The organism is Enterobacter sp. CGMCC 5087, assembly GCF_003144775.1.
Lineage (GTDB): Bacteria > Pseudomonadota > Gammaproteobacteria > Enterobacterales > Enterobacteriaceae > Enterobacter > Enterobacter cloacae_M.
Genome location: NZ_QFXN01000090.1, coordinates 50,858 through 75,072, shown reverse-complemented (window position 1 = coordinate 75,072; position 24,215 = coordinate 50,858). Strand labels below are relative to the sequence as shown.

Annotated in this window: 24 protein-coding genes and 1 pseudogene; 15 read left to right on the top strand and 10 right to left on the bottom strand. The window is 57.0% G+C overall.

From position 1 onward, the window contains the following. A pseudogene (locus DEO48_RS08685) lies at nucleotides 1-325 on the top strand (DNA-binding response regulator); the annotation flags it as partial. Nucleotides 326-1,125: 800 nt separating this feature from the next. Beyond that, entirely contained in the window at nucleotides 1,126-1,758 is a 633-nt protein-coding gene (gene fimZ / locus DEO48_RS08675; protein WP_023310647.1) for a fimbria biosynthesis transcriptional regulator FimZ, read from the top strand. A gap of 51 nt (nucleotides 1,759-1,809) precedes the next feature. Here fimZ and sfmF read toward each other — a convergent pair whose 3' ends face one another. The 6 genes from sfmF to fimA form a co-directional block, all read right to left on the bottom strand. Then, nucleotides 1,810-2,331, bottom strand: coding sequence for a fimbria assembly protein (sfmF, locus tag DEO48_RS08670; protein ID WP_109844911.1), 522 nt, complete (start codon nucleotides 2,329-2,331; stop codon nucleotides 1,810-1,812). 9 nt (nucleotides 2,332-2,340) lie between these two features. After that, a complete protein-coding gene (gene fimH, locus DEO48_RS08665; RefSeq protein WP_032661430.1) occupies nucleotides 2,341-3,348 on the bottom strand; it encodes a type 1 fimbria D-mannose specific adhesin FimH in 1,008 nt (335 codons plus the stop codon). Next, the gene (locus tag DEO48_RS08660) at nucleotides 3,341-5,902 is read right to left on the bottom strand and encodes a fimbrial biogenesis usher protein (protein ID WP_109844910.1); all 2,562 of its coding nucleotides are present in this window, start codon (nucleotides 5,900-5,902) and stop codon (nucleotides 3,341-3,343) included. The genes fimH and DEO48_RS08660 overlap by 8 nt, the downstream gene beginning before the upstream one ends. A gap of 14 nt (nucleotides 5,903-5,916) precedes the next feature. After that, nucleotides 5,917-6,609 (bottom strand): type 1 fimbria chaperone FimC, encoded by a 693-nt coding sequence (fimC, locus tag DEO48_RS08655; RefSeq protein ID WP_109844909.1) that lies wholly within the window; start codon nucleotides 6,607-6,609, stop codon nucleotides 5,917-5,919. Nucleotides 6,610-6,643: 34 nt separating this feature from the next. Further along, a complete protein-coding gene (fimI, locus tag DEO48_RS08650; RefSeq protein ID WP_023310642.1) occupies nucleotides 6,644-7,189 on the bottom strand; it encodes a type 1 fimbrial protein subunit FimI in 546 nt (181 codons plus the stop codon). Nucleotides 7,190-7,257: 68 nt separating this feature from the next. Further along, nucleotides 7,258-7,821, bottom strand: a complete 564-nt coding sequence (gene fimA, locus DEO48_RS08645) for a type 1 fimbrial major subunit FimA (RefSeq protein ID WP_023310641.1) — start codon at nucleotides 7,819-7,821, stop codon at nucleotides 7,258-7,260. 310 nt (nucleotides 7,822-8,131) lie between these two features. Between fimA and folD the strand changes: the two genes are divergently transcribed. The 5 genes from folD (at nucleotide 8,132) to DEO48_RS08620 (ending at nucleotide 12,651) form a co-directional block, all read left to right on the top strand. Then, a complete protein-coding gene (gene folD, locus DEO48_RS08640; protein WP_109844908.1) occupies nucleotides 8,132-8,998 on the top strand; it encodes a bifunctional methylenetetrahydrofolate dehydrogenase/methenyltetrahydrofolate cyclohydrolase FolD in 867 nt (288 codons plus the stop codon). A gap of 1 nt (nucleotide 8,999) precedes the next feature. After that, entirely contained in the window at nucleotides 9,000-9,212 is a 213-nt protein-coding gene (gene ybcJ / locus DEO48_RS08635) for a ribosome-associated protein YbcJ (RefSeq protein ID WP_045356450.1), read from the top strand. Nucleotides 9,213-9,446: 234 nt separating this feature from the next. Further along, a complete protein-coding gene (locus DEO48_RS08630; protein ID WP_045400775.1) occupies nucleotides 9,447-10,946 on the top strand; it encodes a PTS transporter subunit EIIC in 1,500 nt (499 codons plus the stop codon). 86 nt (nucleotides 10,947-11,032) lie between these two features. Next, nucleotides 11,033-12,049 carry a Mal regulon transcriptional regulator MalI gene (gene malI, locus DEO48_RS08625; protein ID WP_023310638.1) on the top strand — a complete coding sequence of 339 codons (1,017 nt, stop codon included), beginning with the start codon at nucleotides 11,033-11,035 and terminating at the stop codon, nucleotides 12,047-12,049. A gap of 74 nt (nucleotides 12,050-12,123) precedes the next feature. Further along, nucleotides 12,124-12,651 (top strand): metal-dependent hydrolase, encoded by a 528-nt coding sequence (locus DEO48_RS08620; RefSeq protein ID WP_109844907.1) that lies wholly within the window; start codon nucleotides 12,124-12,126, stop codon nucleotides 12,649-12,651. Between the two features lie 126 nt (nucleotides 12,652-12,777). Here the strand turns inward: DEO48_RS08620 and cysS are convergent, their stop codons facing one another. After that, the gene (gene cysS, locus DEO48_RS08615; protein WP_029741052.1) at nucleotides 12,778-14,163 is read right to left on the bottom strand and encodes a cysteine--tRNA ligase; all 1,386 of its coding nucleotides are present in this window, start codon (nucleotides 14,161-14,163) and stop codon (nucleotides 12,778-12,780) included. Nucleotides 14,164-14,337: 174 nt separating this feature from the next. On the opposite strand from cysS, the gene ppiB reads away from it, so the two are divergent. The 7 genes from ppiB to mnmH all read left to right on the top strand — a co-directional run bounded on the left by ppiB (nucleotide 14,338) and on the right by mnmH (nucleotide 19,050). Then, on the top strand, nucleotides 14,338-14,832 hold the full coding sequence (ppiB, locus tag DEO48_RS08610) for a peptidylprolyl isomerase B (RefSeq protein WP_023310635.1): 495 nt from the start codon (nucleotides 14,338-14,340) through the stop codon (nucleotides 14,830-14,832). A gap of 3 nt (nucleotides 14,833-14,835) precedes the next feature. Then, on the top strand, nucleotides 14,836-15,558 hold the full coding sequence (lpxH, locus tag DEO48_RS08605; RefSeq protein WP_109844906.1) for a UDP-2,3-diacylglucosamine diphosphatase: 723 nt from the start codon (nucleotides 14,836-14,838) through the stop codon (nucleotides 15,556-15,558). A gap of 137 nt (nucleotides 15,559-15,695) precedes the next feature. Continuing rightward, nucleotides 15,696-15,905: a YdgH/BhsA/McbA-like domain containing protein gene (locus DEO48_RS08600; RefSeq protein ID WP_023310633.1), complete on the top strand. Its 210-nt coding sequence runs from the start codon at nucleotides 15,696-15,698 to the stop codon at nucleotides 15,903-15,905. A 68-nt stretch (nucleotides 15,906-15,973) separates the two neighbouring features. Then, nucleotides 15,974-16,159, top strand: a complete 186-nt coding sequence (locus DEO48_RS08595) for a hypothetical protein (RefSeq protein ID WP_029741050.1) — start codon at nucleotides 15,974-15,976, stop codon at nucleotides 16,157-16,159. A 161-nt stretch (nucleotides 16,160-16,320) separates the two neighbouring features. After that, nucleotides 16,321-16,830 carry a 5-(carboxyamino)imidazole ribonucleotide mutase gene (gene purE / locus DEO48_RS08585; RefSeq protein WP_023310631.1) on the top strand — a complete coding sequence of 170 codons (510 nt, stop codon included), beginning with the start codon at nucleotides 16,321-16,323 and terminating at the stop codon, nucleotides 16,828-16,830. After that, nucleotides 16,827-17,894 (top strand): 5-(carboxyamino)imidazole ribonucleotide synthase, encoded by a 1,068-nt coding sequence (gene purK, locus DEO48_RS08580; RefSeq protein ID WP_109844905.1) that lies wholly within the window; start codon nucleotides 16,827-16,829, stop codon nucleotides 17,892-17,894. Before purE ends, purK begins: the two co-directional genes overlap by 4 nt. Nucleotides 17,895-17,979: 85 nt before the next feature. After that, entirely contained in the window at nucleotides 17,980-19,050 is a 1,071-nt protein-coding gene (mnmH, locus tag DEO48_RS08575) for a tRNA 2-selenouridine(34) synthase MnmH (protein ID WP_109844904.1), read from the top strand. 123 nt (nucleotides 19,051-19,173) lie between these two features. On the opposite strand, the gene DEO48_RS08570 is transcribed toward mnmH, so the two are convergent. From DEO48_RS08570 to ybbA, 3 genes are all read right to left on the bottom strand, one after another. Continuing rightward, entirely contained in the window at nucleotides 19,174-20,319 is a 1,146-nt protein-coding gene (locus DEO48_RS08570) for a porin (RefSeq protein WP_023310628.1), read from the bottom strand. 183 nt (nucleotides 20,320-20,502) lie between these two features. Continuing rightward, nucleotides 20,503-22,917, bottom strand: a complete 2,415-nt coding sequence (ybbP, locus tag DEO48_RS08565; protein WP_109844903.1) for a putative ABC transporter permease subunit YbbP — start codon at nucleotides 22,915-22,917, stop codon at nucleotides 20,503-20,505. Next, the gene (gene ybbA / locus DEO48_RS08560; protein WP_047650473.1) at nucleotides 22,914-23,600 is read right to left on the bottom strand and encodes a putative ABC transporter ATP-binding protein YbbA; all 687 of its coding nucleotides are present in this window, start codon (nucleotides 23,598-23,600) and stop codon (nucleotides 22,914-22,916) included. The genes ybbP and ybbA overlap by 4 nt, the downstream gene beginning before the upstream one ends. On the opposite strand from ybbA, the gene tesA reads away from it, so the two are divergent. Then, nucleotides 23,571-24,194: a multifunctional acyl-CoA thioesterase I/protease I/lysophospholipase L1 gene (tesA, locus tag DEO48_RS08555; RefSeq protein WP_032661743.1), complete on the top strand. Its 624-nt coding sequence runs from the start codon at nucleotides 23,571-23,573 to the stop codon at nucleotides 24,192-24,194. The genes ybbA and tesA overlap by 30 nt on opposite strands. Nucleotides 24,195-24,215 lie beyond the last annotated feature (21 nt).

The following is a 24,215-nucleotide window of genomic DNA, read 5'->3' as shown; positions in this document are numbered from 1 at the left end:
CCCCCGCCTCTTCTGCAAAGCGGCGGGTCCCTTTCATGTGCTCGAACGTCAGCTGAGCGCCGCTGCGCTCCAGCACAGCCTGTTGGATACCCTACCTCCGCTGGGTACCGAGAAAGACTGGTTCTCGCGCAACGAATGGCCCATCCTGCAGGAGCTTTCCCGGGGCAAGACATTGCGTCAAATTGCCCTTATGCAGAATCGCCCCTATAGCCGCATTATCTATCGTCTCAGCTGCATCCTCTTAAAGCTGGGGCTAAGCCATCGCCAGGAATTGCTCCATCTTCTTAATAACCTCTCAGACTGCACGTTTTCACTCACCACCTAACCCCTTATTTCCTAAAGCGGTTTAAGAATTTACTTACCACTCGCGTTGCGAAAATGTTAATTTTTAACAATAAAATCGAATTTATAACTATTCCTAATTTATGGGCGCGAACCTTGTGAAATGCCACAAATTAGCGGAACGGCAGCACTTTCCTCCATCCGTTAAGCGAATGCAGAAGGCGTTAACAAGATGATAATGATGTAAAAACAAGCAGCTTAGCGACAACTGCCAGGAGTAAAAAGCGAAGCGGGCAGCATGTTCTCCTGTGCACCAGAAGCCGTTATCCGGATCGGTGTAAGCACTTTCAGATGAAGGTCAGTCGGCCTGCGAGGGCAATTTTTAACCTCACGTTTGCGGGTTCGTCCCTTTCAAAGAGGCATATTTTTGTTAACAATTGATCAACATACAGCGATATCTGTTATTTTTTGTTATTACATAAAGATGAAAATATGCGGTAAATGGGATAACAGGATATTTCCGCTATTTTTAAAAAAATAGCGATTCATATCCAGAAGATAATACAAACCAATACCCTCACATTAATTTACAGGGTTTTCGGAAAAAACTTACCCTGTATAATAAGATGCGTATCAAATCTGAATAAGAAAAACCTTTTTGCCAACACCAGCCTAATGAGATGACCGCGCTGAGGCATAGTTCTTTTCATTACGTAAACAAGGATGCTTTCGCTCTTCCCAGGGAAATACTACGGTACAGGGATCTGCACATTATATCCTTCCGGCATTTCGAGAGTTTTACCAAACTCTGTATAACGCTTTTAACAATCTGAGGCATTAAAAATGAAACCGGCATCCGTTATCATTATGGACGAACATCCTATCGTCAGAATGTCGATAGAAGTCCTGCTACAGAAAAATAAGAATATCGCAGTCAAGCTCAAGTCTGGCGATAGCCATGAAGTCCTTGACTGTATCCGCAATCACCCTATCGATCTGGTGATCCTTGACATTGAACTCACGGGCACGGATGCCTTCTCTTTACTAAAGAGAATCAGGAACTTAAACAAAAACATTAAGGTTCTGTTCCTCTCGTCTAAATCAGAGTTGTTTTACGCAGGTCGCGCCATTCGCGCCGGGGCAAATGGCTTCGTCAGTAAACGAAAAGATTTGGGTGAGATCTACAACGCCGTAGAAATGATTCTGATGGGCTATTCCTTTTTCCCGTCGGAGACGTTGAACTTTATAAACCATTTGGGTTCCGGGAAAGGGATGGCAGTAGATATGCCATTATCGAATCGCGAGGTCACGGTATTACGGTATCTGGCGAATGGATTATCCAACAAGGAAATAGCTGAACAGCTACTATTAAGCAACAAGACCATTAGCGCGCATAAATCCAATATTTATTCCAAGCTGGGTGTGCAAAGCATCGTGGAATTAATTGATTACGCCAAAGCCCACGAGCTGCTATAACCTGAATTCACTCCCTGCAGTTTATCTGAGCTGCAGGGAGTGCGGTCAGTGCTAATTATAATTAATCATGAAGGTGGCATCCGCATCAGCCCGTCCGGGCTGAGGGTTATCGGCAGTGGCAATATAATTGGCATAAAACGACAGCGTCGCATTTCCCTGTGCGTCAACCGAAACCGGCTGGCTGGCCTGCTGAAGCGCCAGGCGCGTTTTATCCGCATCCCTGATCTCAACGGCGACATGGCTTGCAGTACTGGCGTCATTCAGCGCCAGCAGGCCGCTATTGCTCCCGTCAGCTTTACCCGAAAACGTAATGGACGCCGCGCCCGGCGGGCAGCCGGTCAGCTTCAGCGTAAACGGCATAGGCTGCGTGCGGCTCCCGGTGGTGCTGAGCTGTTTCGTGGGCCATGTGCCCAGCGGGACGGCCTTGTCGCTGTCGCTGCCCTCGGCAACGCAGGTAAAATCGACGATATTGCCGTAGAGCCGAATGTTAATTTCGCCCAACGCGGTGTCCGCCTGAGCCTGGGTGCAAAGCGCAAAGAGCGCTACGGTGATTAAACGGATCCCGTTTCGCATATCGGCTCCTTAGTCGTAATCCACGCGCAAATACCCGCGCGAGGTGAAGCGCCCTTCCGCTGGCTTATTGCCCGTCACGCTCACCGGCCAGACCCGAATCCCCACCTGCGCCTGCGCGCTGTCGTCGAGGCGGAACGGAATTTTGCTTGTCAGGTTGTTGGGCGTCAGCGGCGCCCCGCTCTCGTTGGCGATGATGAACCCCACATCCGGGTTATCCGACACCAGCACATTATCAGAGACTTTTTCCGCCTCGACGCGCATCGTCAGCATGGCGTTCGCCTCCACGTTGGTGCATTTAATGGCGATGGTTTTGCTTTGCGATGAGACGCCCTCCGGCTTGTTACCCACGCCCGCCTTGCTGAACAAGGAGGCGCCGATGTCGCCAAAATCAAACTCCACCACGTTACCGGCATTGATGGCGCAGCTTTGCGGCACCTGAATGGTTCCGCTGTAGCTAATGGTATAGACCGGCGTGGTGAGCGGATCGGAAGAGGTAGTGGTGACGTAAACGCGGAACATGGTGGCACGCGGGATCACCACCATGTTGATAAAACGCCGGGTCACCTTAAGACGGAAGACCAGGCTGGAGTCCTGAACACCAAACGGTTTGTTTTTGGAGACGTTAGGATGGCTCCCCATCTGGATATAGCTTTTTGGCGGATAAAATACGCCAGCAAAGCTGTCCGTAATTTTCATCGCCCCGTCCAGATAGTCGTTAAGCTTCAGATATTGATAGCCATCGCTCGTTCCCGTTACCGGATAATCGGTCACATAGCTGCGCTTGGTGGTATTCCCGGTCGTGCCCTTCGGGCAGACGGCATTCACCCCTACCCACTGCGATTTCTCGCTGAGCGTCACGACCTGCCCAATCTGGTTATTCGAGCTGTTGAATTTATCCGTCAGGTCGTAATGTACTTCCGTCGGCACGCCGTTTTCATTGACGCACACGGTCGCTAACGCATTTGTCGCAGGCAGTAACGCCAGCAGCGACAAGGCAAAGAGTTGAGTTTTAATCACAGCCGATCCCCTTAAGTGTGATTGCCTGTTGCAGGCTCTGTTCAGACAAGCTGTAAGGTGCGCGACACTGGGACTGCGCCCCGTCGCCCCACTGGATCAGCAGTTCACCCTCCAGCGGCAGCCCACTCAGGTAAATTTGCCCGTCATCCCCCACCATGCTGGTCACGCCGCTTTTGGTTTCGCGTACCACCGCGCCGAACGGCACCGGCTGGTTGCCGCGCGTTACCGTCAGCAGGGCGCGCACACCAATGCGGGTATCAAAGCTGGCGCGTACCAGCGCGCCTTTGGTCGGCACCACGCTGCTCACGTTGTTTTCGATATCGGTGTTGTTGCTCATGGTGTTGGTATCCAGCGCCACGCGGTTGTAACGATAGACGGTGGCATACGGCATCACCGCGTAGCCTCGCCAGTCGGTTTTCACGCCGGTCTGGTTTTCAATACTGACGCCCGATGCCCCCGGCGCTTTGATCAGCACGTTGGTGTCGCCCAGCGGCTGGCTGAAGGTCACGCCGTCGGCGTGGCCGACCACCCCGCCGGAGAGCTGCCAGTTGAGATCGTGCTGATCGCGGGAATAGTTGTAGCCCACGCCCAGCGTGCCGTAGGTCGCCTGCCAGTTGGCGCTGGCGCTTCCGCTTGAGCCGTTGGTGCTGGCGTGTCCCTGAGTCACGCTGTAGTTCAGGTTGCGGTCCTCCAGCAGCGTTCCGCTGACGCCGGTTTGCCAGCTTGTGTCGCCATCGCTGTTTCGACTGGCGGATGCCGTAGCGTAGGCGCGATCAATCGCGCTGTCCCGGCGATAGCCCTGGCGGGTAAAGAGGCTGAACGGCACGGAGACGTTAAACGACGCGATCCGATCGGTACCGTCTATCCCCACGGATTTGTTCCACGACCACGAGACGGAGTAGTTGATCCCCTTCACGCCGCCCGCGTAGCCCAGCTGGTACCAGAGGTTCGTCTCGTCTGTTCCCCAGTAGGTCTGCTCGCTGCCGGAGATATAGACCGAGCCGTAGTCCCCGAGAGACTGAGAAACGTTGAGCTGGAAGCGGCCTTTTTTATTCCACGTCAGGTTGTGATAGCTCTGCACGTCCGGCACATCGTTATCGTTCTGGCTATCGGCATACTGATAGCCCTCCATTGAACGCCAGGCGACATCGTCGAGGGTGTAAAACCCTTTTGTGGAGTAGCGGTAGCCCAGCAGCTGGAAGTTGGTGCCGAAGCCGTTAAGGGATTTCGCGTAGAGGAAGCGCAGAGACTGGCCTTCATGCTTGCTGTCGTCCGCGAGCTGGCTGCGGGCGTGGGTGATATCGAGCGAGACCGCGCCCCAGTCGCCCAGGTTTTTCCCGGCCCCGACGGCCACCGCGGTATAGCGTGACGCCAGCTGCGTCCCGCCGTAGAGCGTGTAACCGTTGGCAAGACCGGTAATCAGGGTGCCCTGGGTGAAGAACGGCGTATCCTGATCGCTGTTCCCGCTGCGGTAGTCCCCCGCGACGAGGTCGTACTTCCAGCGACCTTCACGCTGCAGGAGCGGCACGGTGGAGTACGGCACGATATAGCGCTGCTGGGTGCCGTCTTTCTCTTCGACCGTGACTTCCAGGTCACCGCTTGAGGAGGTCGGGTTAAGATCGGTAATCGCAAATGCGCCCGGCTGCACATAGCTTTGATAGATAACGTAGCCGTTCTGGCGAACCACCACTTTGGCAGGCGTACGGGCGATCCCGCGCACGGTCGGCGCGTAGCCCTGCAGGCTGTCCGGGTACATGCTGTCAGACGAGAAGAGCCGCCCGCCGCGAAAACCCATGCTGTCGAAGACGTCATTCCCGGTATTGCTGTCGCCCAGCACCAGTTCGCTTTTGAGCGGGATGACGGTGCGCTGCGCCCAGGTGCCAATATTCTGCCACTCGCTGTGCCGCTGCCCGTTATTCTGCGTGTACCGCCATGCGCCGTTGTTACGTAAACGCCAGGCGCCATAGTTCAACCCGCTCTGCAGGTTCAGATAATAGCTGTCGTCTTCGCTTCCCCGGTTACCGGTGAAGCTGTAGTTCACCAGCGCGGCAGGAATACCTTCATCCCACTGTTCAGGCGGAATGTAGCCCCGGGCGCTGTTTTGCAACGCCACCTGCGGCAGGCTGACGTCCAGACGCTGGGAGGCAAAGTTGAATACCGTTTCGCTGCCGGGTATGGCCGTGGTCAACGGAACGCAGGTGTCGCCCTGCACCTTAGCCAGCTCGGGAAACGCCGCGACGTTGACACCAAAGCGATCGAGCATCGCGCGCGTAATGCACGCCGACAAACCGCCCGCCACAGGCGGCGTGTTCTCGGCCTGCTCAAAACGCACGTCCTGGGTACCGATAAACTCATCGTTACGCCAGATATCCACGCGATAAACGCCGGGTGCCTGCTGGTGTCCTTGTTCAAAACGCGACAAATCCGCCACGCTGGCGGTGTCGTCGGACAAGAAGGCCGGGTTGAAATAACTTTCGCTCCAGCCAGCCTGCGGCCAGAGCGCAGCCATCAGCGCCAGTGCAACCGGGCAGTAACGTCTCTGGTGGTTTTTCATCGCCCTGACTCTGCTCACAGGTTAACGCTACGCGCCGGGGTGATGGCACCGTAGTCATTCACGCTCTGCCATGAAAGCGTGCCGCTGGCACCGGCTGGCAGCACCTGCTGTGCCGAGCTTTTCGGCGCAACCATCAGGTTTTCCAGCGTCTGCCCGCCCAGCTTCAGATTGACGAGTGTGATGTAATACGGGGAAGCGTTGCTGACTTTGAGATGGCTGCCCGCGCGCTCAAACCGCAGCTGGGAAAGCGCCTCTTCCGGCTGCATCGCCAGGTTGTTCGGGCGCACAAACAGCTTGATGCGTGAGAGGATCGCCAGCTGCAGCACGTTATTGTTTTCCGTTTTCGCTTTGTTCACCGACGGGATCGCCTTCACGTTCATGTAAAAGAGCGATTCACGATCGGCTGGCAGCGCTGGCCCGGCGTAAATAATACGCAGCGTGTTTTCACTGTTCGGCTCGCTGACAAACAGGGGCGGAGTGACGGCAAAGGTTTTTTCTTTTTGCCCGCTCGCATTTTCGATCCACGCGTTAATTAAATAGCGTTCCTGTTTGTTGCTGTTGGTGATCGCCAGCGACGTTTGCTTCGCCTCTGCGGGATAAATAACGCGCGTGGCCCCCAGCGCAATACCGCCGGAAGCATTTGCGCAGGCAGAAACCATCATCAAAATAAACGATAAAAAAAGTCCTGGTTTAATTAGGGTATTCATCACAACCGTACCTTTAATAATGTGTTCGCAGGTGTTATGGATAAATCAACGTAAACCAGACATCCGACTGAATTTTGCCTGGCTCGAGGTGTTCGGAAATAGCCCGATAGCGGGCGCTAAAATGGAACGCGAGCTCGCGGGTATCGATCGGCAGCCAGCTGACGGCCGTGGCGTTTGGGATAATCTGACGCTGCTGTTCGTCAAAAAGTGCCAGCCCCACGCCGCTGCTGACGGGCGTTTCACCCGGCCGCGAGGTCGCCAGAAAGACCTGCGGATCTTCTGCGGGCGTCACGCCCTGAAACTGGATCCCCACGGTGCGTGAAACATCAACGCTGCAGTCCAGCAGCCGCACGGTGAAAGGCACGTTAACCGTGGAAAAACTGCCCACACCGGAAAATGAATTGGTTCGGTACTGCCCCATGTCGATGCGCATATTCTGGCTGTCGGGCGCCACGGCGCAGCCGCCGTTCACCAGTTCGCCCCGGAGATGAACCTTGCCACCTTCGATCACCACAGTATGCGCCGATGCCGGACAAGCCATCGCAAGGGTTAACAGCAGTAGTGTTCCAGTCCTTGTCATCCTTCGTTCCTGGCATTTGCGTATGACGGGCCTCGTCCCTGAGGCCTGAACATCCCTGTGCGGAGGAATTACTCGTATTTCATTACGAAGGTGGCGTCAGCGTTCGCCTGGCCTGGCTCAGTGGTGGCAGCCGTTGATTTGTAACGTGCGGTGAACTTCAGGGTGTTGGTCCCTTCGATCAGCGTCTGCGCAGCAGAGAAGGTCGCGCCGTCTGGGGTCAGAACGCTGGATTTGCTGTCGAGGATCTCGATACCCACGCCTTTCGCGGTGTTGTCGTTGTTACCGGAGGTCACGGCCAGCAGGGTTTTGTCGGTTGGGTCGATCTGACCGGTGAACGCAACAGCTGCAGTTTTGGCAACCAGCGGATCGCAATCATTCAGTTCAATGTTGAATGGAATATTAGAGGTGGTGTCGCCCACTTTGGTAAATTTCGCGGTACGATACTGGCCCAGATTAACGGTCTGCTCGGAAGAATCAGTATTTACTGAACAAGCCGCATTAACCAGCTCACCTTTAAAATGTACGGTACCGCCATTAACGGAAACCGGCGCAGCAGGATCTGCTGCATTTGCGGCACCTGCAACCAGGGCCAAAGTAGCAATAACAGTAGAAGCAATGTTGCTGAGTTTCATGTCTATTCCTTTAAAATGTAAATAACCCTTCCCGCGAATAATCGGGAATAAGAAATACGTTCAATTGATTAATTGAAAGCTTATTTCGGAGGAGACAAAGTAGCTCAGGACGCGTTTTTTAAATATGTCAAAACGCTGCCATTTCGCCAGGTCACATCCTAATACCGCCTAAGAAATTGACCATCCCCTAAGAAGGGTTTTTGCGTCTCACTGATAAAAACGCGTAAAGGGTGACTGACAGCGACGCTCGCTTCTGACAAAATACACGCCATCCCCCCTTTCAAACGTTACAGACGGAATCTTCTCTCTGATGGCAGCAAAGATTATTGACGGTAAAACGATTGCGCAGCAGGTGCGCTCTGAGGTCGCGGAAAAAGTGAAGGCGCGTAAAGCTGCCGGAAAACGCGCCCCCGGGCTGGCCGTTGTGCTGGTTGGCAGCAACCCGGCATCGCAAATTTATGTCGGCAGCAAGCGCAAAGCGTGTGAAGAGGTCGGCTTCGTCTCCCGCTCTTACGATTTGCCGGAAACCACCAGCGAAGCAGAACTGCTGGAACTTATTGACACCCTGAATGCCGATAAAGAGATCGACGGTATTCTGGTTCAGCTGCCGCTGCCTGCAGGCATCGACAACGTGAAGGTGCTGGAGCGTATCGCGCCGGATAAAGACGTGGACGGTTTCCACCCGTACAACGTTGGCCGCCTGTGCCAGCGTGCGCCGCGTCTGCGCCCGTGCACGCCGCGCGGCATTGTGACGCTGCTGGAGCGTTATAACATCGACACCTACGGTCTGAACGCCGTAGTTATCGGTGCGTCCAACATCGTGGGTCGCCCGATGAGCATGGAGCTGCTGCTGGCGGGCTGCACCACCACCGTGACCCACCGCTTCACCAAAAACCTGCGTCACCACGTCGAGAACGCCGATCTGCTGATCGTCGCGGTCGGCAAGCCGGGCTTTATTCCGGGCGAGTGGATTAAAGAGGGTGCGATTGTCGTGGACGTTGGGATTAACCGTCTGGAAAACGGCAAAGTGGTCGGCGACGTAGTGTACGAAGACGCCGCGGCTCGCGCGTCTTACATTACCCCAGTACCGGGCGGCGTAGGCCCGATGACCGTAGCAACGCTGATTCAGAACACGCTGCAGGCGTGCGAAGAATATCACGACATAGAGGACGCGTAAGATGGCGACTTTTTCATTAGGTAAACACCCGCACGTTGAGCTGTGCGATCTGCTGAAGCTGGAAGGCTGGAGCGAAAGCGGCGCGCAGGCGAAAATCGTTATCGCCGACGGGCGGGTTTTAGTCGACGGCGTGGTAGAAACGCGCAAGCGCTGCAAGATTGTCGCGGGTCAGACCGTGAGCTTTGAAGGACAGAGCGTAACCGTTACGGCCTGAGCCGTTTTATGCCCTCACCCCAACCCTCTCCCACCCGGAGAGGGGATATTAAATCCCCTCACGCCCATCGCGGTTATTTATCGATCAACTTCAAATAATCACTATTTCATCTGTTGAAACATGAAAATTCTGTTGCGCGTTTTTCACTCTTTGCCCACGATAAGTAGAACGTTCTACTAAAACGTTCTACTTACAATAACAGCGCCAAAAAAGCGCTACTCGGGGGAAATCAGCATGAGTCTGATATCAGGGTTTGTTAAATCGCTGTCTAAGTTATCGATGATTGGTCGCGCCTTAATGCTGCCAATTTCACTGCTTCCCGCTGCGGGCCTGCTGCTGGCCTTCGGCGATAAGTTCCATCTGCCGCTGATGATGAACGCGGGCGGGGTTATCTTTGATAACCTGCCGATGCTGTTTGCCATTGGCTCCGCCGTGGGTCTGGCGTCAGAATCCGGCATCGCCGCGCTGTCTGCGGCGGTGTCGGTGTTTGTCACGAATATCACCATCAGCACCGTGCTGAGCATCACGCCGGAAATGGCCTCCCAGGGCGGGAAATACGCCATGGTGGTCGGCATCCCGACGCTGCAGATGGGCGTCTTCGGCGGCCTGATCTGCGGTATTCTCGCGGCCTGGTGCTATAACCGCTTCCACACCATGCAGCTGCCGGAGTTCCTGGGCTTTTTCTCCGGCAAGCGCTTCGTGGCCATTGCAACGGCGTTTCTGTCGTTCCTGATGGGGCTGCTGCTGCCGTACGTGTGGCAGCATATCCAGGCCGGTATCGACGCGCTCTCCGTGGTGGTGAACGGCGATAATCAGGCGGCGTCGACCTTTATCTTCGGTCTGGTAGAGCGCGCGCTAATCCCGCTCGGCCTGCACCACATCTGGTATCCGTCCTTCTGGTATTCGTTCGGGGATTACACCACCCAGGCAGGACAGGTGATCCACGGCGACCAGACCATCTGGTTCAAGATGCTGGAAGAAGGAGTGAAATCCTTCAGCAGCGACACCTACCAGAATGCCGGTAAATTCATGCAGGGCGAATTCCCGCTGATGTTGTTCGCGCTGCCCGCCGCGTGCCTGGCGATGTATCACGAAGCCCATACGAAGAATAAGAAAATTGCGGCCGGTATTCTGTTCTCCGCGGCGCTGACCTGCTTCCTGACGGGGATCACCGAACCGGTCGAGTTTACCTTTATCTTCGTGGCGCCGATCCTGTACGTCTTTAACGCCATCATGGCGGGCCTGGCCTACATGACCATGTATCTGCTGCATGCGCATATCGCCAAGTCGTTCTCGGCGGGCTTTATCGACTATCTGTCATTCGGGATCCTGCCGTCCTTTAACGGCTACAAGACCAACTTCCTGAATGCGATTATCATCGGCATTCCAATGGGCCTGATTTATTACTTCACGTTCCGCTTTGTGATCCGTCGTTTCGACGTGAAAACGCCGGGCCGCACTGAAGTGACCGCCAACGCGGATGATAAGTCTGATTCAGAACTCGCGACCGAGATCATTACCCTGCTGGGCGGGGCGCATAACATCGACTCCGTCGGCTCGTGTATCACCCGCCTTCGCCTGGAAGTGGCAAAAAGCGAGGTGGTCGATAAGGACGGCCTGAACGGACTCGGCGCGCGCGGCGTGGTCTTCGTCGGCGACAACGGTATTCAGGTGATTTTCGGTGCCAGAGCACAGTTTATCGCCCAGACCATGTCCACCATGATCGGCAAATAATAAGATGCCTGAACGACGCGTCTCCTGTAGTCTGGGAGACGCATTGTCGTATCTGACTGATAATCGGTGAATTTCAGGGAGCGGTTTTGAAGAAAGTCAGCATTATTGATGTCGCAAAGCACGCGGGCGTGTCGGTCTCAACCGTCTCGCTGGTTTTGCGCCAGAAAGGGAAAATCTCAGAGGCAACGATCGAGAAGGTCAATGCTGCCATCAATACGCTGGGCTATGTTCATAACGTTGCCGCTGCCAATCTACGCGCCAATACGTCCAATCTGATTGGCCTGATCCTCCGTGACTTTAGCGACAGTTTCTCCATCAAGGTGATGGCGAGCATCGTCCAGGATCTTGAAAAACAGGGGTATATGGTTTTTCTCGGCCAGCCCCAGAACGACCATGACCATCTTGAGCGCTGCCTGCTGTCGTTTAAGCAGCAGGGCGTCGCCGGGGTTATCTATCTGGCCTCCGATACCCGCACGTCTACCCTGCCGGAGCAGATTCGCCGCTGCCCGCTGCCGCTGGTGGTGGTCTCTCAGTCGCTGCTGGATGAAAAATGCAATCTGGTGATGCGCGATAACCGCCAGGCGGCAAATCTGGCGGTGCGTTATCTTATCGAGCGCGGCCATCGCAATATCGCCTACATAGGCGGTCGTGAAGGCTGCCTTATCCGCGAGCAGCGCCTGCTCGGTTTTCGCAGCGCGATGACGCAGAACGGGCTGGTCTGGCGCGATGAATACTCTCCGGCCTGCAGCGATGACACCCTGGCTGCGGGTTTCGCCACCCGCCAGCTGCTGGAAAAAAACAACACCATCACCGCCCTCCTCTGCCACTCGCCGGATGCCATGATCGGCTCCATCTCCGGTATTCATCAGGTGGGACGAACGGTGGGTAAAGATGTGTTTCTGACGCAGCAGGTCGCGCTGGTCGGTTTCGAAGATATGCTCCACGTTAACCTCACCTCGCCGTCATTCACCTACGTGTCGTCCGCCAGCGAAGAGACCGGGCGTCAGGCTGCCGGGCTGATTATTCGTACGCTGAAGGAGCCGACGCTGCAAACCCAGCGCATTACGCTTTCCGGGCAGCTTATCGCACGCGAGTCGGCGTAAAAATAAGAATTTGACGCGGATCTGCCGGTGCGGGATTGCTGCTATATTTCCATGATTTGCCATGGATAATCGCAATGCCTACCGTTATTACACACGCTGCTGTTCCGCTTTGTCTGGGCTTAGGCCTGGGGACCAAAGTGATTCCTCCCCGCCTGCTGTTTGCCGGGATTGTCCTCGCCATGCTGCCGGATGCCGACGTGCTGGCGTTCAAGTTCGGCGTCGCGTACGGCAATGTTTTCGGCCATCGCGGCTTTACCCACTCCCTGCTGTTCGCCTTTGTGGTGCCGATACTCTGCGTGCTGATCGGCCGACGATGGTTCCGGGCCAGCCTGACGCGGTGCTGGCTGTTTTTAACCGTGTCTTTGCTGTCGCACAGCCTGCTGGATTCGATTACCACGGGCGGGAAAGGCGTCGGCTGGCTGTGGCCGTGGTCAGATGAACGCTTCTTTGCGCCGTGGCAGGTCATTAAGGTCGCGCCGTTTGCGCTGTCGCGCTATACCACGCCTTACGGACATAAGGTGATCGTGTCGGAGCTGCTGTGGGTGTGGCTGCCGGGAGTCGTGCTGATGGGGTTGCTGTGGTGGAGGAAACGTGCGCGCTGATGCCCTCACCCCGGCCCTCTCCCACGGGGAGAGGGAGAAAACCTAATAATTCCCTCTCCAGCGGGGAGAGGGAGAAAACCTAACAATTCCCTCTCCCTGCGGGAGAGGGTTAGGGTGAGGGGAAAATTACTTACGACGCCAGGTCGTTCCCTGCGGGCCATCTTCCAGAATGATGCCCATCTCGGTCAGACGGTTGCGCGCCGCATCTGCCGCCGCCCAGTCTTTTGCCTGACGCGCTTCCAGACGCGCTTTGATCAACGCTTCAATTTCCGCCACTTCACCGTCGTCCGCCTGCGCACCGCTCTGCAGGAACGCGTCCGGATCCTGCTCCAGCAGGCCGAGCACGGAGGAGAGCTTACGCAGATGGGATGCCAGCGCATTCGCCGCGGCCATATCTTCTGACTTCAGGCGGTTCACTTCGCGCGCCATGTCGAACAGCACTGAGTACGCTTCCGGGGTGTTGAAGTCGTCGTTCATCACCTCAACAAAGCGGGCTTCAAAAGCTTCGCCGCCTGCAGCAGGAACAGACCTGTCGGTACCGCGCAGCGCGGTATACAGGCGCTCCAGCGCCGAGCGCGCCTGTTTCAGGTTCTCTTCGCTGTAGTTCAGCTGGCTGCGATAGTGGCCGGACATCAGGAAGTAGCGCACGGTTTCCGCGTCGTAATATTTCAGCACGTCGCGCACGGTGAAGAAGTTACCCAGCGATTTAGACATCTTCTCGCGGTCAACCATTACCATCCCGGAGTGCATCCAGTAGTTAACGTACTCGCCGCCGTGGGCGCAGGTGGACTGCGCGATTTCATTTTCATGGTGCGGGAACATCAGATCCGAACCGCCGCCGTGAATGTCGAAGTGCTTGCCCAGCTGCTTGCAGTTCATCGCGGAACATTCAATGTGCCAGCCCGGGCGGCCTTCGCCCCACGGTGATGGCCAGCTTGGCTCGCCCTCTTTGGACATTTTCCACAGCACGAAGTCCATCGGGTTACGCTTCACGTCAACCACGTCAACGCGCGCGCCGGCCTGAAGCTGGTCCAGATCCTGACGGGAAAGCGAACCGTAGGTTGGGTCCGTCGGCACGGAGAACATCACGTCACCGTTGTCCGCAACGTACGCGTGGCCGCGTGCGATCAGCTTTTCGGTGATCTCGATGATTTCGTGAATATGGTGGGTCGCGCGCGGCTCGCTGTCCGGGCGCTGAATATTCAGGGCGTCGAAATCTTTGTGCATTTCGACGATCATGCGATCGACCAGCGCAACGAAGCTTTCGCCGTTTTCATTAGCGCGCTTGATGATTTTGTCGTCGATGTCGGTGATGTTACGCACGTATTTCAGGGTATAGCCCAGAAAACGCAGGTAGCGTGACACCACGTCAAAAGCGACAAAGGTACGGCCATGGCCAATGTGACAGAGATCGTAAACCGTAATACCACACACGTACATGCCGACTTCCCCGGCATGGATAGGTTTAAATTCCTCTTTCTGGCGCGTCATTGTATTAAAGATTTTTAACATCGAAGATTCCATGTAAACACGTGTGTGGTTGAAAACCGGCTATTCTACCCGTAATTCAAACCCGAAGCAGCACACAATGCAAGGTGATCGCATCCTGTGGTTATGCTATAACAAGCCCCTATAGATGACCCGAACGCGGGTCGACGTACCACAATAACGGAACAGGATGCAAAAATGGTTACTTTCCACACTAATCATGGCGATATCGTAATCAAAACCTTTGATGACAAAGCGCCTGAAACAGTTAAAAACTTCCTGGACTACTGCCGCGAAGGTTTCTACAACAACACCATTTTCCACCGCGTGATCAACGGCTTTATGATCCAGGGCGGCGGTTTTGAACCTGGCATGAACCAGAAAGAGACCAAAGAAGCGATCAAAAACGAAGCGAACAACGGTCTGAAAAACACCCGCGGTACGCTGGCAATGGCCCGTACTCAGGCTCCACACTCTGCCACCGCGCAGTTCTTCATCAACGTGGCCGACAACGACTTCCTGAACTTCTCCGGCGAAAGCCTGCAGGGTTGGGGCTACTGCGTATTCGCAGAAGTGGTTGAAGGTATGGACGTAGTTGACAAGATCAAAGCCGTCGCTACTGGCCGCAGCGGTATGCACCAGGACGTTCCTAAAGAAGACGTTGTGATTACAAGCGTGACCGTCAGCGAGTAATTCGTGGCGACACTCTTTATTGCGGATCTGCATCTGCAAACAGAAGAACCGGCGATAACCGCCGGTTTTCTGCGTTTTTTACGCGGTGAAGCGAAAAGCGCCGATGCGCTGTACATCCTGGGCGACCTCTTTGAAGCCTGGATTGGCGACGACGACCCTAACCCGCTGCACCGTGAAATGGCAGCCGCCATTCACGCGCTCGTGGATTCCGGCGTTCCCTGCTACTTCATTCACGGCAACCGTGATTTCCTGATCGGCAAGCGCTACGCCCGCGAAAGCGGCATGACGCTGCTGCCGGAAGAGCAGGTGCTCGATCTCTATGGCCGCAGGGTCCTGATCATGCACGGCGACACGCTCTGCACCGACGATACTGGCTACCTGGCGTTTCGCGCCAAAGTCCACACCCCGTGGATCCAAAAGGGGTTCCTTGCGCTGCCGCTGTTTATCCGCAACCGCATCGCCGCCAGAATGCGCGCGGGCAGTAAAGCCGCCAACAGCAGCAAATCCATGACCATCATGGACGTGAACCCGCAGGCCGTGGTGAGCGTGATGGAAAAGCATGGCGTTCAGTGGTTGATCCACGGTCATACGCACCGTCCGGACGTCCATTCCCTTTTCGCCAACGGCGAAGCGGCCCATCGCGTGGTGTTGGGTGCCTGGCACACCGAAGGCTCCATGGTCAAAGTCACGCCAGAGGGCGTGGAGCTGATCGCGTTTCCGTTCTAACCCCTCACACTATCATACTATTTTTTTGAACAATATCGGCAAATTGTTTCGATTTTAATCAGCCCGTGGTCGGCTTATTATTTATCACATCAGGGCAACACGCCCTATCCCAGATAAAATACTTAAGGAATACGACCATGAAATCCATCAAAACTTTCGTTGCAGTTGCCGCTCTTTCCCTGGTTTCTTTCGGTTCTTTCGCTCAAAGCGTGAGCGCAACCGCCTCTACCCTTGACCGCGCAGAAGCGAAAATTGCCGCGCAGGCCGCCGAGCAGAATGCCTCTTATAAAATCACGAGCGCGAAGGTCAACAACCGCGTGTACATGACCGCAGAACTGACTAAATAAAAACCCTGATTGCCGTGCCGCCAGCTACGACGTGCGACAGCGACAATACGATGAGGAAGGAACAGAGAATGAAAAACATCAGCATCGTAAGTACCCTGCTGCTGGCAGTCGTGGTGTCCACTGGCGCACAGGCCGCGGAGAATCGCTTCTCCGTGCCAAAATCAGGCTCGAATGCCGACACCAGCATGGTAAATCATATCGATGTCAGCCGCGCGTTCGACAACGAGAACCTGTCCGCAGGGGATCTTCAGTAACATCACACAAAAGACCGCCATCGTGCGGTCTTTTTTGTTATCGCTTTCTCGCCATAACTGCTCACCTTTTAACCGCGCAACCGTTTTCCTTGCCCGTATAACATGCTATTCTCTGTGCCCTCGAAAGCAGTGTGTTTCGCACCACAGGAGTTTTAAGACGCATGTCTTCCCGCAATAATCCGGCGCGTGTCGCCATCGTGATGGGGTCCAAAAGCGACTGGGCTACCATGCAGTTCGCCGCCGAAATCTTTGAAATCCTGAATGTTCCGCACCACGTTGAAGTGGTCTCCGCGCACCGTACACCGGACAAACTGTTCAGCTTCGCCGAAAGCGCCGAAGAGAACGGTTATGAGGTGATCGTTGCCGGTGCGGGCGGCGCAGCACATCTGCCAGGCATGATTGCCGCCAAAACCCTGGTGCCGGTACTGGGCGTTCCGGTCCAAAGCGCCGCGTTAAGCGGTGTGGATAGCCTCTACTCCATCGTCCAGATGCCGCGCGGTATTCCTGTCGGCACGCTGGCGATTGGTAAAGCGGGTGCTGCCAATGCCGCCCTGCTGGCGGCGCAAATTCTTGCGACGCACGATAAAGCATTACACCAGCGTCTGGCGGAGTGGCGTAAAGCCCAGACCGACGAGGTGCTGGACAATCCGGACCCGCGGGGTGCGGCATGAAGCAGGTTTGCGTCCTCGGTAACGGCCAGCTAGGCCGCATGCTGCGTCAGGCCGGTGAGCCGCTGGGTATTGCCGTCTGGCCCGTCGGGCTGGACGCCGAACCGGAAGCCGTACCGTTCCACCAGAGCGTGATCACCGCCGAGATCGAACGCTGGCCGGAAACGGCTCTGACCCGCGAGCTGGCGCGTCATAACGCCTTCGTTAACCGCGATGTATTCCCGATCATCGCCGACCGTCTGACGCAAAAGCAGCTGTTCGACAAGCTCGGTCTGCCGACCGCGCCGTGGCAGCTCCTGTCCGATAAAAGCGAGTGGAATGACGTTTTCGCGATGCTGGGCGAGTTGGCAATCGTGAAGCGCCGCGTGGGCGGTTACGACGGCCGCGGCCAGTGGCGCCTGCGTGCAGATGAAACGGCAGAACTGCCGGACGACTGCTACGGCGAGTGCATCGTTGAGCAGGGCATCAACTTCAGCGGTGAAGTGTCGCTGGTTGGCGCCCGCGGGCACGACGGGCATACCGTCTTTTATCCGCTGACGCATAACCTGCATCAGGACGGCATTCTGCGCACCAGCGTCGCCTTCCCGCACGCCAATGCTGACCAGCAGGCGCAGGCGGAAGATATGCTCTCTGCCATCATGCACGAACTCGGGTATGTGGGCGTCATGGCGATGGAGTGCTTTATCACCCCGTCCGGTCTGCTGATCAACGAGCTTGCGCCGCGCGTGCACAACAGCGGGCACTGGACGCAAAACGGCGCGTCCATCAGCCAGTTCGAGCTGCACCTGCGCGCGATCGCCGACCTGCCGCTGCCGCAGCCGGTGGTGAATAGCCCGTCGGTGATGATCAACCTGATCGGCACCGATCTGAACTACGACTGGCTGAAGCTGCCGCTGGTGCATCTGCACTGGTATGACAAAGAGGTCCGCGCGGGTCGTAAGGTCGGTCACCTGAACCTGAACGATACCGACACGGGCCGCCTGAGCGCCACGCTGGAAGCGATCGTTCCTCTCCTGCCACCGGAATATGCGAGCGGTATTGTCTGGGCACAATCAAAGCTTAAATAGTTCTCCCTCCGCCGGGGAGTTGACCTCCTCTTTCCCCGGCGTACAATTCCCGCCCATTGCTGCTTAGCTTTCTTCTGGAATAACCATGAACGATGGAACGGACTATCGCGCGATCCTCGCGTCTGATATCCCTTTAATCGACGTTCGCGCGCCGATCGAATTTGCCCAGGGCGCGATGCCTGCGGCGATCAACCTGCCTTTAATGAACGACGACGAGCGCGCCGCCGTCGGCACCTGCTATAAACGCCAGGGTCCCGAGGCCGCGCTGGCGCTCGGCCATCAGCTGGTAAGCGGCGAGACGCGTGAGGCCCGCATCAGCGCCTGGCGCGAAGCCAGCCTTGCCCATCCTGAGGGCTTTCTCTGCTGCGCGCGCGGCGGCCAGCGCTCGCATATCTCGCAGGCCTGGCTGAAAGAGGCGGGCGTCGACTACCCGCTGATCCGCGGCGGCTACAAAGCCCTGCGTCAGACGGCGATTCAGGTGACCATCGAGCAGTCACAAAAGCCGATGGTGCTTATTGGCGGCTGCACCGGAAACGGTAAAACCCTGCTGGTGAAGCAGCACGCGCAGGGCATCGATCTGGAAGGGCTGGCGCACCATCGCGGTTCGTCGTTTGGCCGCACGCTCACGCCGCAGCTTTCCCAGGCCAGCTTTGAAAACCACCTTGCGGCTGAGCTCCTGAAAAAAGACGCCGCGCGCTGGGTGCTGGAAGATGAAGGCCGGATGATTGGCTCCAACCATCTGCCGGAGTGCCTGCGCGACCGCATGGTTGAAGCCCCTATCGTTGTCGTCGAAGACCCGTTTGACGTCCGTCTTGAGCGCCTGCGCGAAGAGTATTTCGATCACATGTGGGCGGACTTTTCTGCCGCCTACGGCGAGGAAGCAGGCTGGAGGGAGTACAGCGAGTACCTGCACCACGGCCTGTTCGCCATTCGCCGCCGTCTGGGGCTGCAGCGGTATGCAGAATTCACCGCGCTGTTAGATTCCGCGCTGCTGGAACAGCAACGCTCTGGCAGCACGGACGCGCACTTCAGCTGGCTTGCGCCGCTGCTGAAGGACTATTACGACCCGATGTACGGCTATCAGCTGGAGAAAAAAGCGGAGAAGATTGTCTATCGCGGGACGTACGAAGAGATTGCTGAGTGGCTTGATCGCTAAAATAAAGTCGGATGGCGAGGTAAAAGCAAAACGGCAACCAGGGTTGCCGTTTTTAATGTTTGTTCCCTCTCCCCGTGGGAGAGGGTCAGGGTGAGGGCATCATGCCGCACCCTACAAAACGACTTAGAAGTCGTAACGCAGACGCACCAGGTTCATGTCGCCCAGATTGTCGGTGCTGGAGGTGAACACGTGTTCGTAATCCACGCGGAAGCCGTAATCCAGCTGGAAGCTGATACCCACGCCGTTGTCGATGCGCTGGTAGTTACGGCCGTTCACGTACTCAATACGGTCACCCATGAAGTAAGGCTGGATGGATTTGACCGCGTACTGACCGATTGGGAACTTGTAGCCCGCAAAGTATTCAATACCCCATGCATCACCGGCGAAGTAGTCGTTAACAGACACTTTTTTGGTGGTCAGGAAGTTCTGATACCAGCCGCCGCCTGCGGAGAAGGTCCAGTTGTCCGGCGTCCAGCTCAGCGCGGTACCGAGGATGTTCTGGTCGTAGGTTTTGCTGTCGCCGTTGTCCGGGTTACGCATGTCCGCGCGGGTGTAGTTCCACGCCGCGCCCCAGGTCAGGTCGGTGGTCAGGTGGTAATCCAGACCCAGCGAGCCGCCGCCTTTACGCTTGTAGCGCAGGCCGTTGCCCGGCAGGTATTCGCTGTCTTCAAACAGGTAGGATGCATAAATGTCGGCATCACCCACGGTTTTCTTATATTTCAGCATCTGGCGTGAACGGTAAGATCCGTCGTAATCGCCGTTGATCCCGTTACCCGGAGCCTGGCCGATCATGTCGTAGTCCCAGATATCGGTTTTCGCGCCCACCACATCATAGTAAACGCTGTTCTGTTGACCGAAGGTCAGCGTACCCCAGGTGTCGCTCTTCAGACCGGTATAGAGCATACGACGCGTGGTGTCGTGTGCGCCGTCGGCGTAGTGGTGATCCCAGTTAAACTGCGCGGGAATATTGACACCCAGCTCGTAGTAGCTGATCCAGCTGATGTCATCAAACAGATAGTAATCAGCCGCGAAACGGAAACGGGTGCCGCCGTCAAAGCCGTTACGCTTGTAGCTGTTTTTACCATCGTCGCCGGTCATGTTCTGGAACTGAGGACGAATACTGCCGCCAACGGTAAAGTTCAGGCGGCTCAGCGGGTTACCCGCCTGAGGATCCTGCTTAAGAACGGTGATTTCCGCCTGAGAAGCGAAGGTAGTCAATGCCACTGCCGCGCCGATCGTTGCCGCCAGCGCTGATTTTTTTATAGTCATTATTTTTCCTTAATAGACACGCTGCTAAATATTTAGCGGGTGAATATTAACTGGAAATAATCGGGCTGTGGGGTCGGGTTTTTAATGTTTTGTGCTACTAAATGAGCTGACATTATCACTTTGTGCTATTTAAACGCTGCGCACCGGCATTAAAACCCGGCGCGCAACTATCACCGTGCTAAATCAACTCGCAAACTGACGGAACAGAGCTTTCCCCTTTAACAGCCGCGTGCCGAGCCAGCCTCCGCAAAGAGAAAGCAGCACCGCGCCGCTGAGAGGCAGGATCAACCAGAGACGCCAGTCAGGCTCCCACGGGAAGTCAAAGACCTTTGTCTGCAGCACCGCCAGCGCCGTTTCCGCGCCAATGGCCGCTACCAGACCCGCCACCAGCCCCAGCAGCGCAAACTCGCTCCAGAGCGTCATCCGCAGCAGCCGCTTTCCGGCACCCAGCGTACGGTAGACCACCAGCTCCTGATGGCGCTGGCGCATGCCCACCTGTACCTGAGCCAGCAGCAACAGCACGCCGCAGATCGTCACCAGCACCACCATGACCTCCAGCGCGCGGCTCACCTGCTCCAGCACCTGCCCTACCTGCTTCAGGATCGCCCCGATATCCAGCAGGCTGACCGTTGGAAACTCCCGGTTGAGCTGGGTCAGCATGCCGTTGCCGTTTTCCCAGCGGAAGCTGGTCAGCCAGCTCTGCGGCTGCCCGTCCAGCGCGCCCGGCGGGAAGATAAAGAAGAAGTTGGGCCGCAGGCTTTCCCAGTCCACTTTACGCAGGCTGGTGACTTTCGCGGTAAAATCCTGGGTATCGCCGGTAAAGGTCACGCTGTCCCCTAGCTTTACATTCAGGCGCGTCGCCAGCCCCTCTTCCATCGAGACTTCCCCCGCTTTCGGCGGCCAGGTGCCGGCGGTTATCGGGTTGTGGTCAGGGCGTTTCTCCTGCCAGGTCAGGTTCAGCTCGCGGTTCAGCGACTCGTCCTTATTCCCCTCCGTTGGCTGACCGTTGATCTGCGTCAGACGCGCGCGCACGATGGGATAGAACGACTCAGGGATAATGTGATGCTCCGACAGGAAGCCCTTCAGCGGCGTGACCTGCTCAGGGGCAATGTTGATCAGGAAATAGTTCGGGCTTTCCGGGGGAAGCTGCTGCTGCCAGCGATCCAGCAGATCGCCGCGCAGCACTAACAGCAGCGCCAGCAGCATAAACGACAGCGAAAACGCCGACAGCTGGCTGAGCGTTGACCACGGCTGATGCAGCAGGCGGTTGACCGCCAGGCGCACGGGCAGCGATTTCACCGTGAGCCGCTTCAGGACGTTGAGCAGTATCCAGCCCAGCACGCCGCACAGCAGCGCCAGCACAACCGCCCCGGCCAGTACCGCCCACAGCAGCGTGCTGCCCCCCATCAGCCACGCCAGCAGCCCCACCGCCACGGCAATAATCACCGGAAGGTAGAACTTCAGCGGCCAGACGTTCGCCACCACATCGTTGCGAAGCACGCGCAGCGGCTGCGTCGCGAGCAGCAGTCGATAGGGGCGTAGCCCCACCAGCAGCGAAATCACCGTCATTGCGCCCATCGCCCACAGCCACGGCCAGAGGCTGGCCGGCGGCAAGGCGGCCGGGAGCACCGGTTTCAGCATCACCATCAGCAGTTTTTCAAACAGCAGCCCCATTATTCCGCCGGTCAGCGCGGACAGAATCAGCAGCATCAGCCACTGGCCGACAATCAGCTTGCGCAGCTGCGCCCTGCCCGCCCCCAGGGTTTTGAGGATTGCCACCAGGTCGTAGCGGCTGCGGCAGTAATGCCCCATCGCCACGGCAACCGCCGCCACCGCCAGCAGCAGGGTCAACAGTGCCGAAAGCAGCAGGAACTGCTGAGAACGCTCAAGAGATTTACCGAGCGCCCCTTCGTCCTGCTCCAGCCCGTACCAGCGGTGCTCTGGTTTGAGCTGCGGCAGAAGCCATTTTTCGTACGCGTCAAGCTGGGCAGGCGTGCCGCCAAACTTATAGCGCCAGGTGACGCGGCTGCCCGGCTGAACAGCATGGGTTGCCGCAACATCCGCGGTGTTCATCAGCAGGCGCGGCGCAAGCTGGAAGGGGTTAAAGCCGGAATCGGGCTCCTGCACCACTTCCCCGGCGATTTTCAGCGTGGCGTCACCGACGTCGATACTGTCGCCGGGTTTCAGGTTCAGAAGCGCCATCAGACGTGATGCCAGCAGCACCGTGCCGGGCTTGGGCTTCAGCCCGGGCGGGCTGGTCTGCAGTTCGCCGTACATCGGGTAGATATCATCGACGGCTTTAACGCTGGCGAGCTGCGGCGTGTCGCCCGCAAAGGTCATGGTCTGGAAGCTTATCTGCTCCCCCACCTTCAGCCCTTCTTTACGCGCCTCTGCAATCCAGCCCGACGGCACCGGGCGGGAGCTTTGCAGCGCCCGGTCCCCCGCCATAAACTCCCGGCTCTGCTGGCTGAGCCCTTTTTCCATGCGGTCGCTGACGCTGCCGAGCGCCAGCACGCAGGCCACCGCCAGGCTTAGCGCCAGCCAGACAATCAGCAGCGAGGGCGAGCGCCACTCGCGCCAGAACCAGCGGGTAATCATGCCTCCTCCTGAAGAATACCGTTCACCAGCCGCAGGCGACGGTCGCAGCGGGCGGCGAGCTGAGGATCGTGGGTCACGAGGATCAGCGTGGTGCCGTGCTCGCGGTTGAGCGAAAACAGCAGGTCGGCAATTTTGTCGCCGGTTTTACGGTCAAGGTTACCGGTGGGCTCATCGGCAAACAGGACTTCGGGACGACCGTTAAACGCCCGCGCCAGCGCCACGCGCTGCTGCTCACCGCCGGAAAGCTGTGCGGGAAGGTGGTCGAGACGCTTGCCCAGACCGAGCTGCTCCAGCAGCGCCTTCGCGTGCGCCCGGCTTTCACGGCTGTTTTCACCGCGAAGCAGCGCCGGGAGTTCGACGTTTTCAAGCGCGTTCAGGGTCGGGATCAGCATGAAAGACTGGAAGACAAAACCAACGTGACGCGCGCGCAGCGCGGCCCGCGCCTCTTCATCAAGCTGATGCAGCGGTTGCCCGACAAGATGGACCTCGCCGCTGCTGCCGTCGTCCAGACCGGCCAAAATCGCCAGCAGCGTGGACTTACCGGAGCCGGATTCGCCAATCAGCGCGATGGTTTCAGCGCGTTTGACAACGAGTTCAACTCCAGTAAGGATGGAAAGCTCGTGTTCCCCCTGACCGACGGACTTCTTAAGATGATGAACTTCAACACTGTTTTCCGCTGGCATTTGCCCTTCCTGTTTTTGATTCTGATGACCTTCCGCGCGGCGGCAGCGGACACGTTACTGGTTCTCGGCGACAGCCTGAGCGCAGGCTATCGCATGGCGGCCAGCGCGGCCTGGCCCGCGCTGCTCAACGACAAATGGCAGAGCAAGACGTCGGTAATCAACGCCAGCATCAGCGGCGATACCTCGCAGCAGGGCCTGTCGCGCCTGCCTGCGCTGCTCAAACAGCATCAGCCTCGCTGGGTGCTGGTGGAGCTTGGCGGTAACGATGGATTGCGCGGTTTTCAGCCTCAGCAAACCGAGCAAACGCTGCGCACCATTTTACAGGACATTAAGGCGGCAAACGCCCAGCCGCTGCTGATGCAAATTCGCCTGCCCGCCAACTACGGTCGTCGGTATAATGAAGCCTTTAGCGCGATCTACCCTAAGCTTGCCAAAGAGTTTGATATTCCGCTGCTGCCATTTTTCATGGAAGAGGTGTATCTCAAACCCCAGTGGATGCAAGACGACGGGATCCACCCCAATCGCGATGCTCAGCCGTTTATTGCCGACTGGATGGCAACGCGGCTGGCTCCTTTAGTTAAACATGACTCCTGATTAAGCGGAGATCCTGACAGG

Excerpts from the sequence above, each read along its gene's own strand:
- folD (WP_109844908.1), top strand. The coding sequence starts at position 8,132 with ATGGCAGCAAAGATTATTGACGGTAAAACGATTGCGCAGCAGGTGCGC.
- mnmH (WP_109844904.1), top strand. The coding sequence starts at position 17,980 with ATGAACGATGGAACGGACTATCGCGCGATCCTCGCGTCTGATATCCCT.
- DEO48_RS08660 (WP_109844910.1), bottom strand. The coding sequence starts at position 5,902 with ATGAAAAACCACCAGAGACGTTACTGCCCGGTTGCACTGGCGCTGATG.
- DEO48_RS08630 (WP_045400775.1), top strand. The coding sequence starts at position 9,447 with ATGAGTCTGATATCAGGGTTTGTTAAATCGCTGTCTAAGTTATCGATG.
- DEO48_RS08595 (WP_029741050.1), top strand. The coding sequence starts at position 15,974 with ATGAAAAACATCAGCATCGTAAGTACCCTGCTGCTGGCAGTCGTGGTG.
- tesA (WP_032661743.1), top strand. The coding sequence starts at position 23,571 with ATGAACTTCAACACTGTTTTCCGCTGGCATTTGCCCTTCCTGTTTTTG.
- purK (WP_109844905.1), top strand. The coding sequence starts at position 16,827 with ATGAAGCAGGTTTGCGTCCTCGGTAACGGCCAGCTAGGCCGCATGCTG.
- fimA (WP_023310641.1), bottom strand. The coding sequence starts at position 7,821 with ATGAAACTCAGCAACATTGCTTCTACTGTTATTGCTACTTTGGCCCTG.
- DEO48_RS08570 (WP_023310628.1), bottom strand. The coding sequence starts at position 20,319 with ATGACTATAAAAAAATCAGCGCTGGCGGCAACGATCGGCGCGGCAGTG.
- fimC (WP_109844909.1), bottom strand. The coding sequence starts at position 6,609 with ATGAATACCCTAATTAAACCAGGACTTTTTTTATCGTTTATTTTGATG.
- ybbA (WP_047650473.1), bottom strand. The coding sequence starts at position 23,600 with ATGCCAGCGGAAAACAGTGTTGAAGTTCATCATCTTAAGAAGTCCGTC.
- cysS (WP_029741052.1), bottom strand. The coding sequence starts at position 14,163 with ATGTTAAAAATCTTTAATACAATGACGCGCCAGAAAGAGGAATTTAAA.
- fimI (WP_023310642.1), bottom strand. The coding sequence starts at position 7,189 with ATGACAAGGACTGGAACACTACTGCTGTTAACCCTTGCGATGGCTTGT.
- fimZ (WP_023310647.1), top strand. The coding sequence starts at position 1,126 with ATGAAACCGGCATCCGTTATCATTATGGACGAACATCCTATCGTCAGA.
- ppiB (WP_023310635.1), top strand. The coding sequence starts at position 14,338 with ATGGTTACTTTCCACACTAATCATGGCGATATCGTAATCAAAACCTTT.
- sfmF (WP_109844911.1), bottom strand. The coding sequence starts at position 2,331 with ATGCGAAACGGGATCCGTTTAATCACCGTAGCGCTCTTTGCGCTTTGC.
- purE (WP_023310631.1), top strand. The coding sequence starts at position 16,321 with ATGTCTTCCCGCAATAATCCGGCGCGTGTCGCCATCGTGATGGGGTCC.
- DEO48_RS08600 (WP_023310633.1), top strand. The coding sequence starts at position 15,696 with ATGAAATCCATCAAAACTTTCGTTGCAGTTGCCGCTCTTTCCCTGGTT.
- ybbP (WP_109844903.1), bottom strand. The coding sequence starts at position 22,917 with ATGATTACCCGCTGGTTCTGGCGCGAGTGGCGCTCGCCCTCGCTGCTG.
- DEO48_RS08620 (WP_109844907.1), top strand. The coding sequence starts at position 12,124 with ATGCCTACCGTTATTACACACGCTGCTGTTCCGCTTTGTCTGGGCTTA.
- ybcJ (WP_045356450.1), top strand. The coding sequence starts at position 9,000 with ATGGCGACTTTTTCATTAGGTAAACACCCGCACGTTGAGCTGTGCGAT.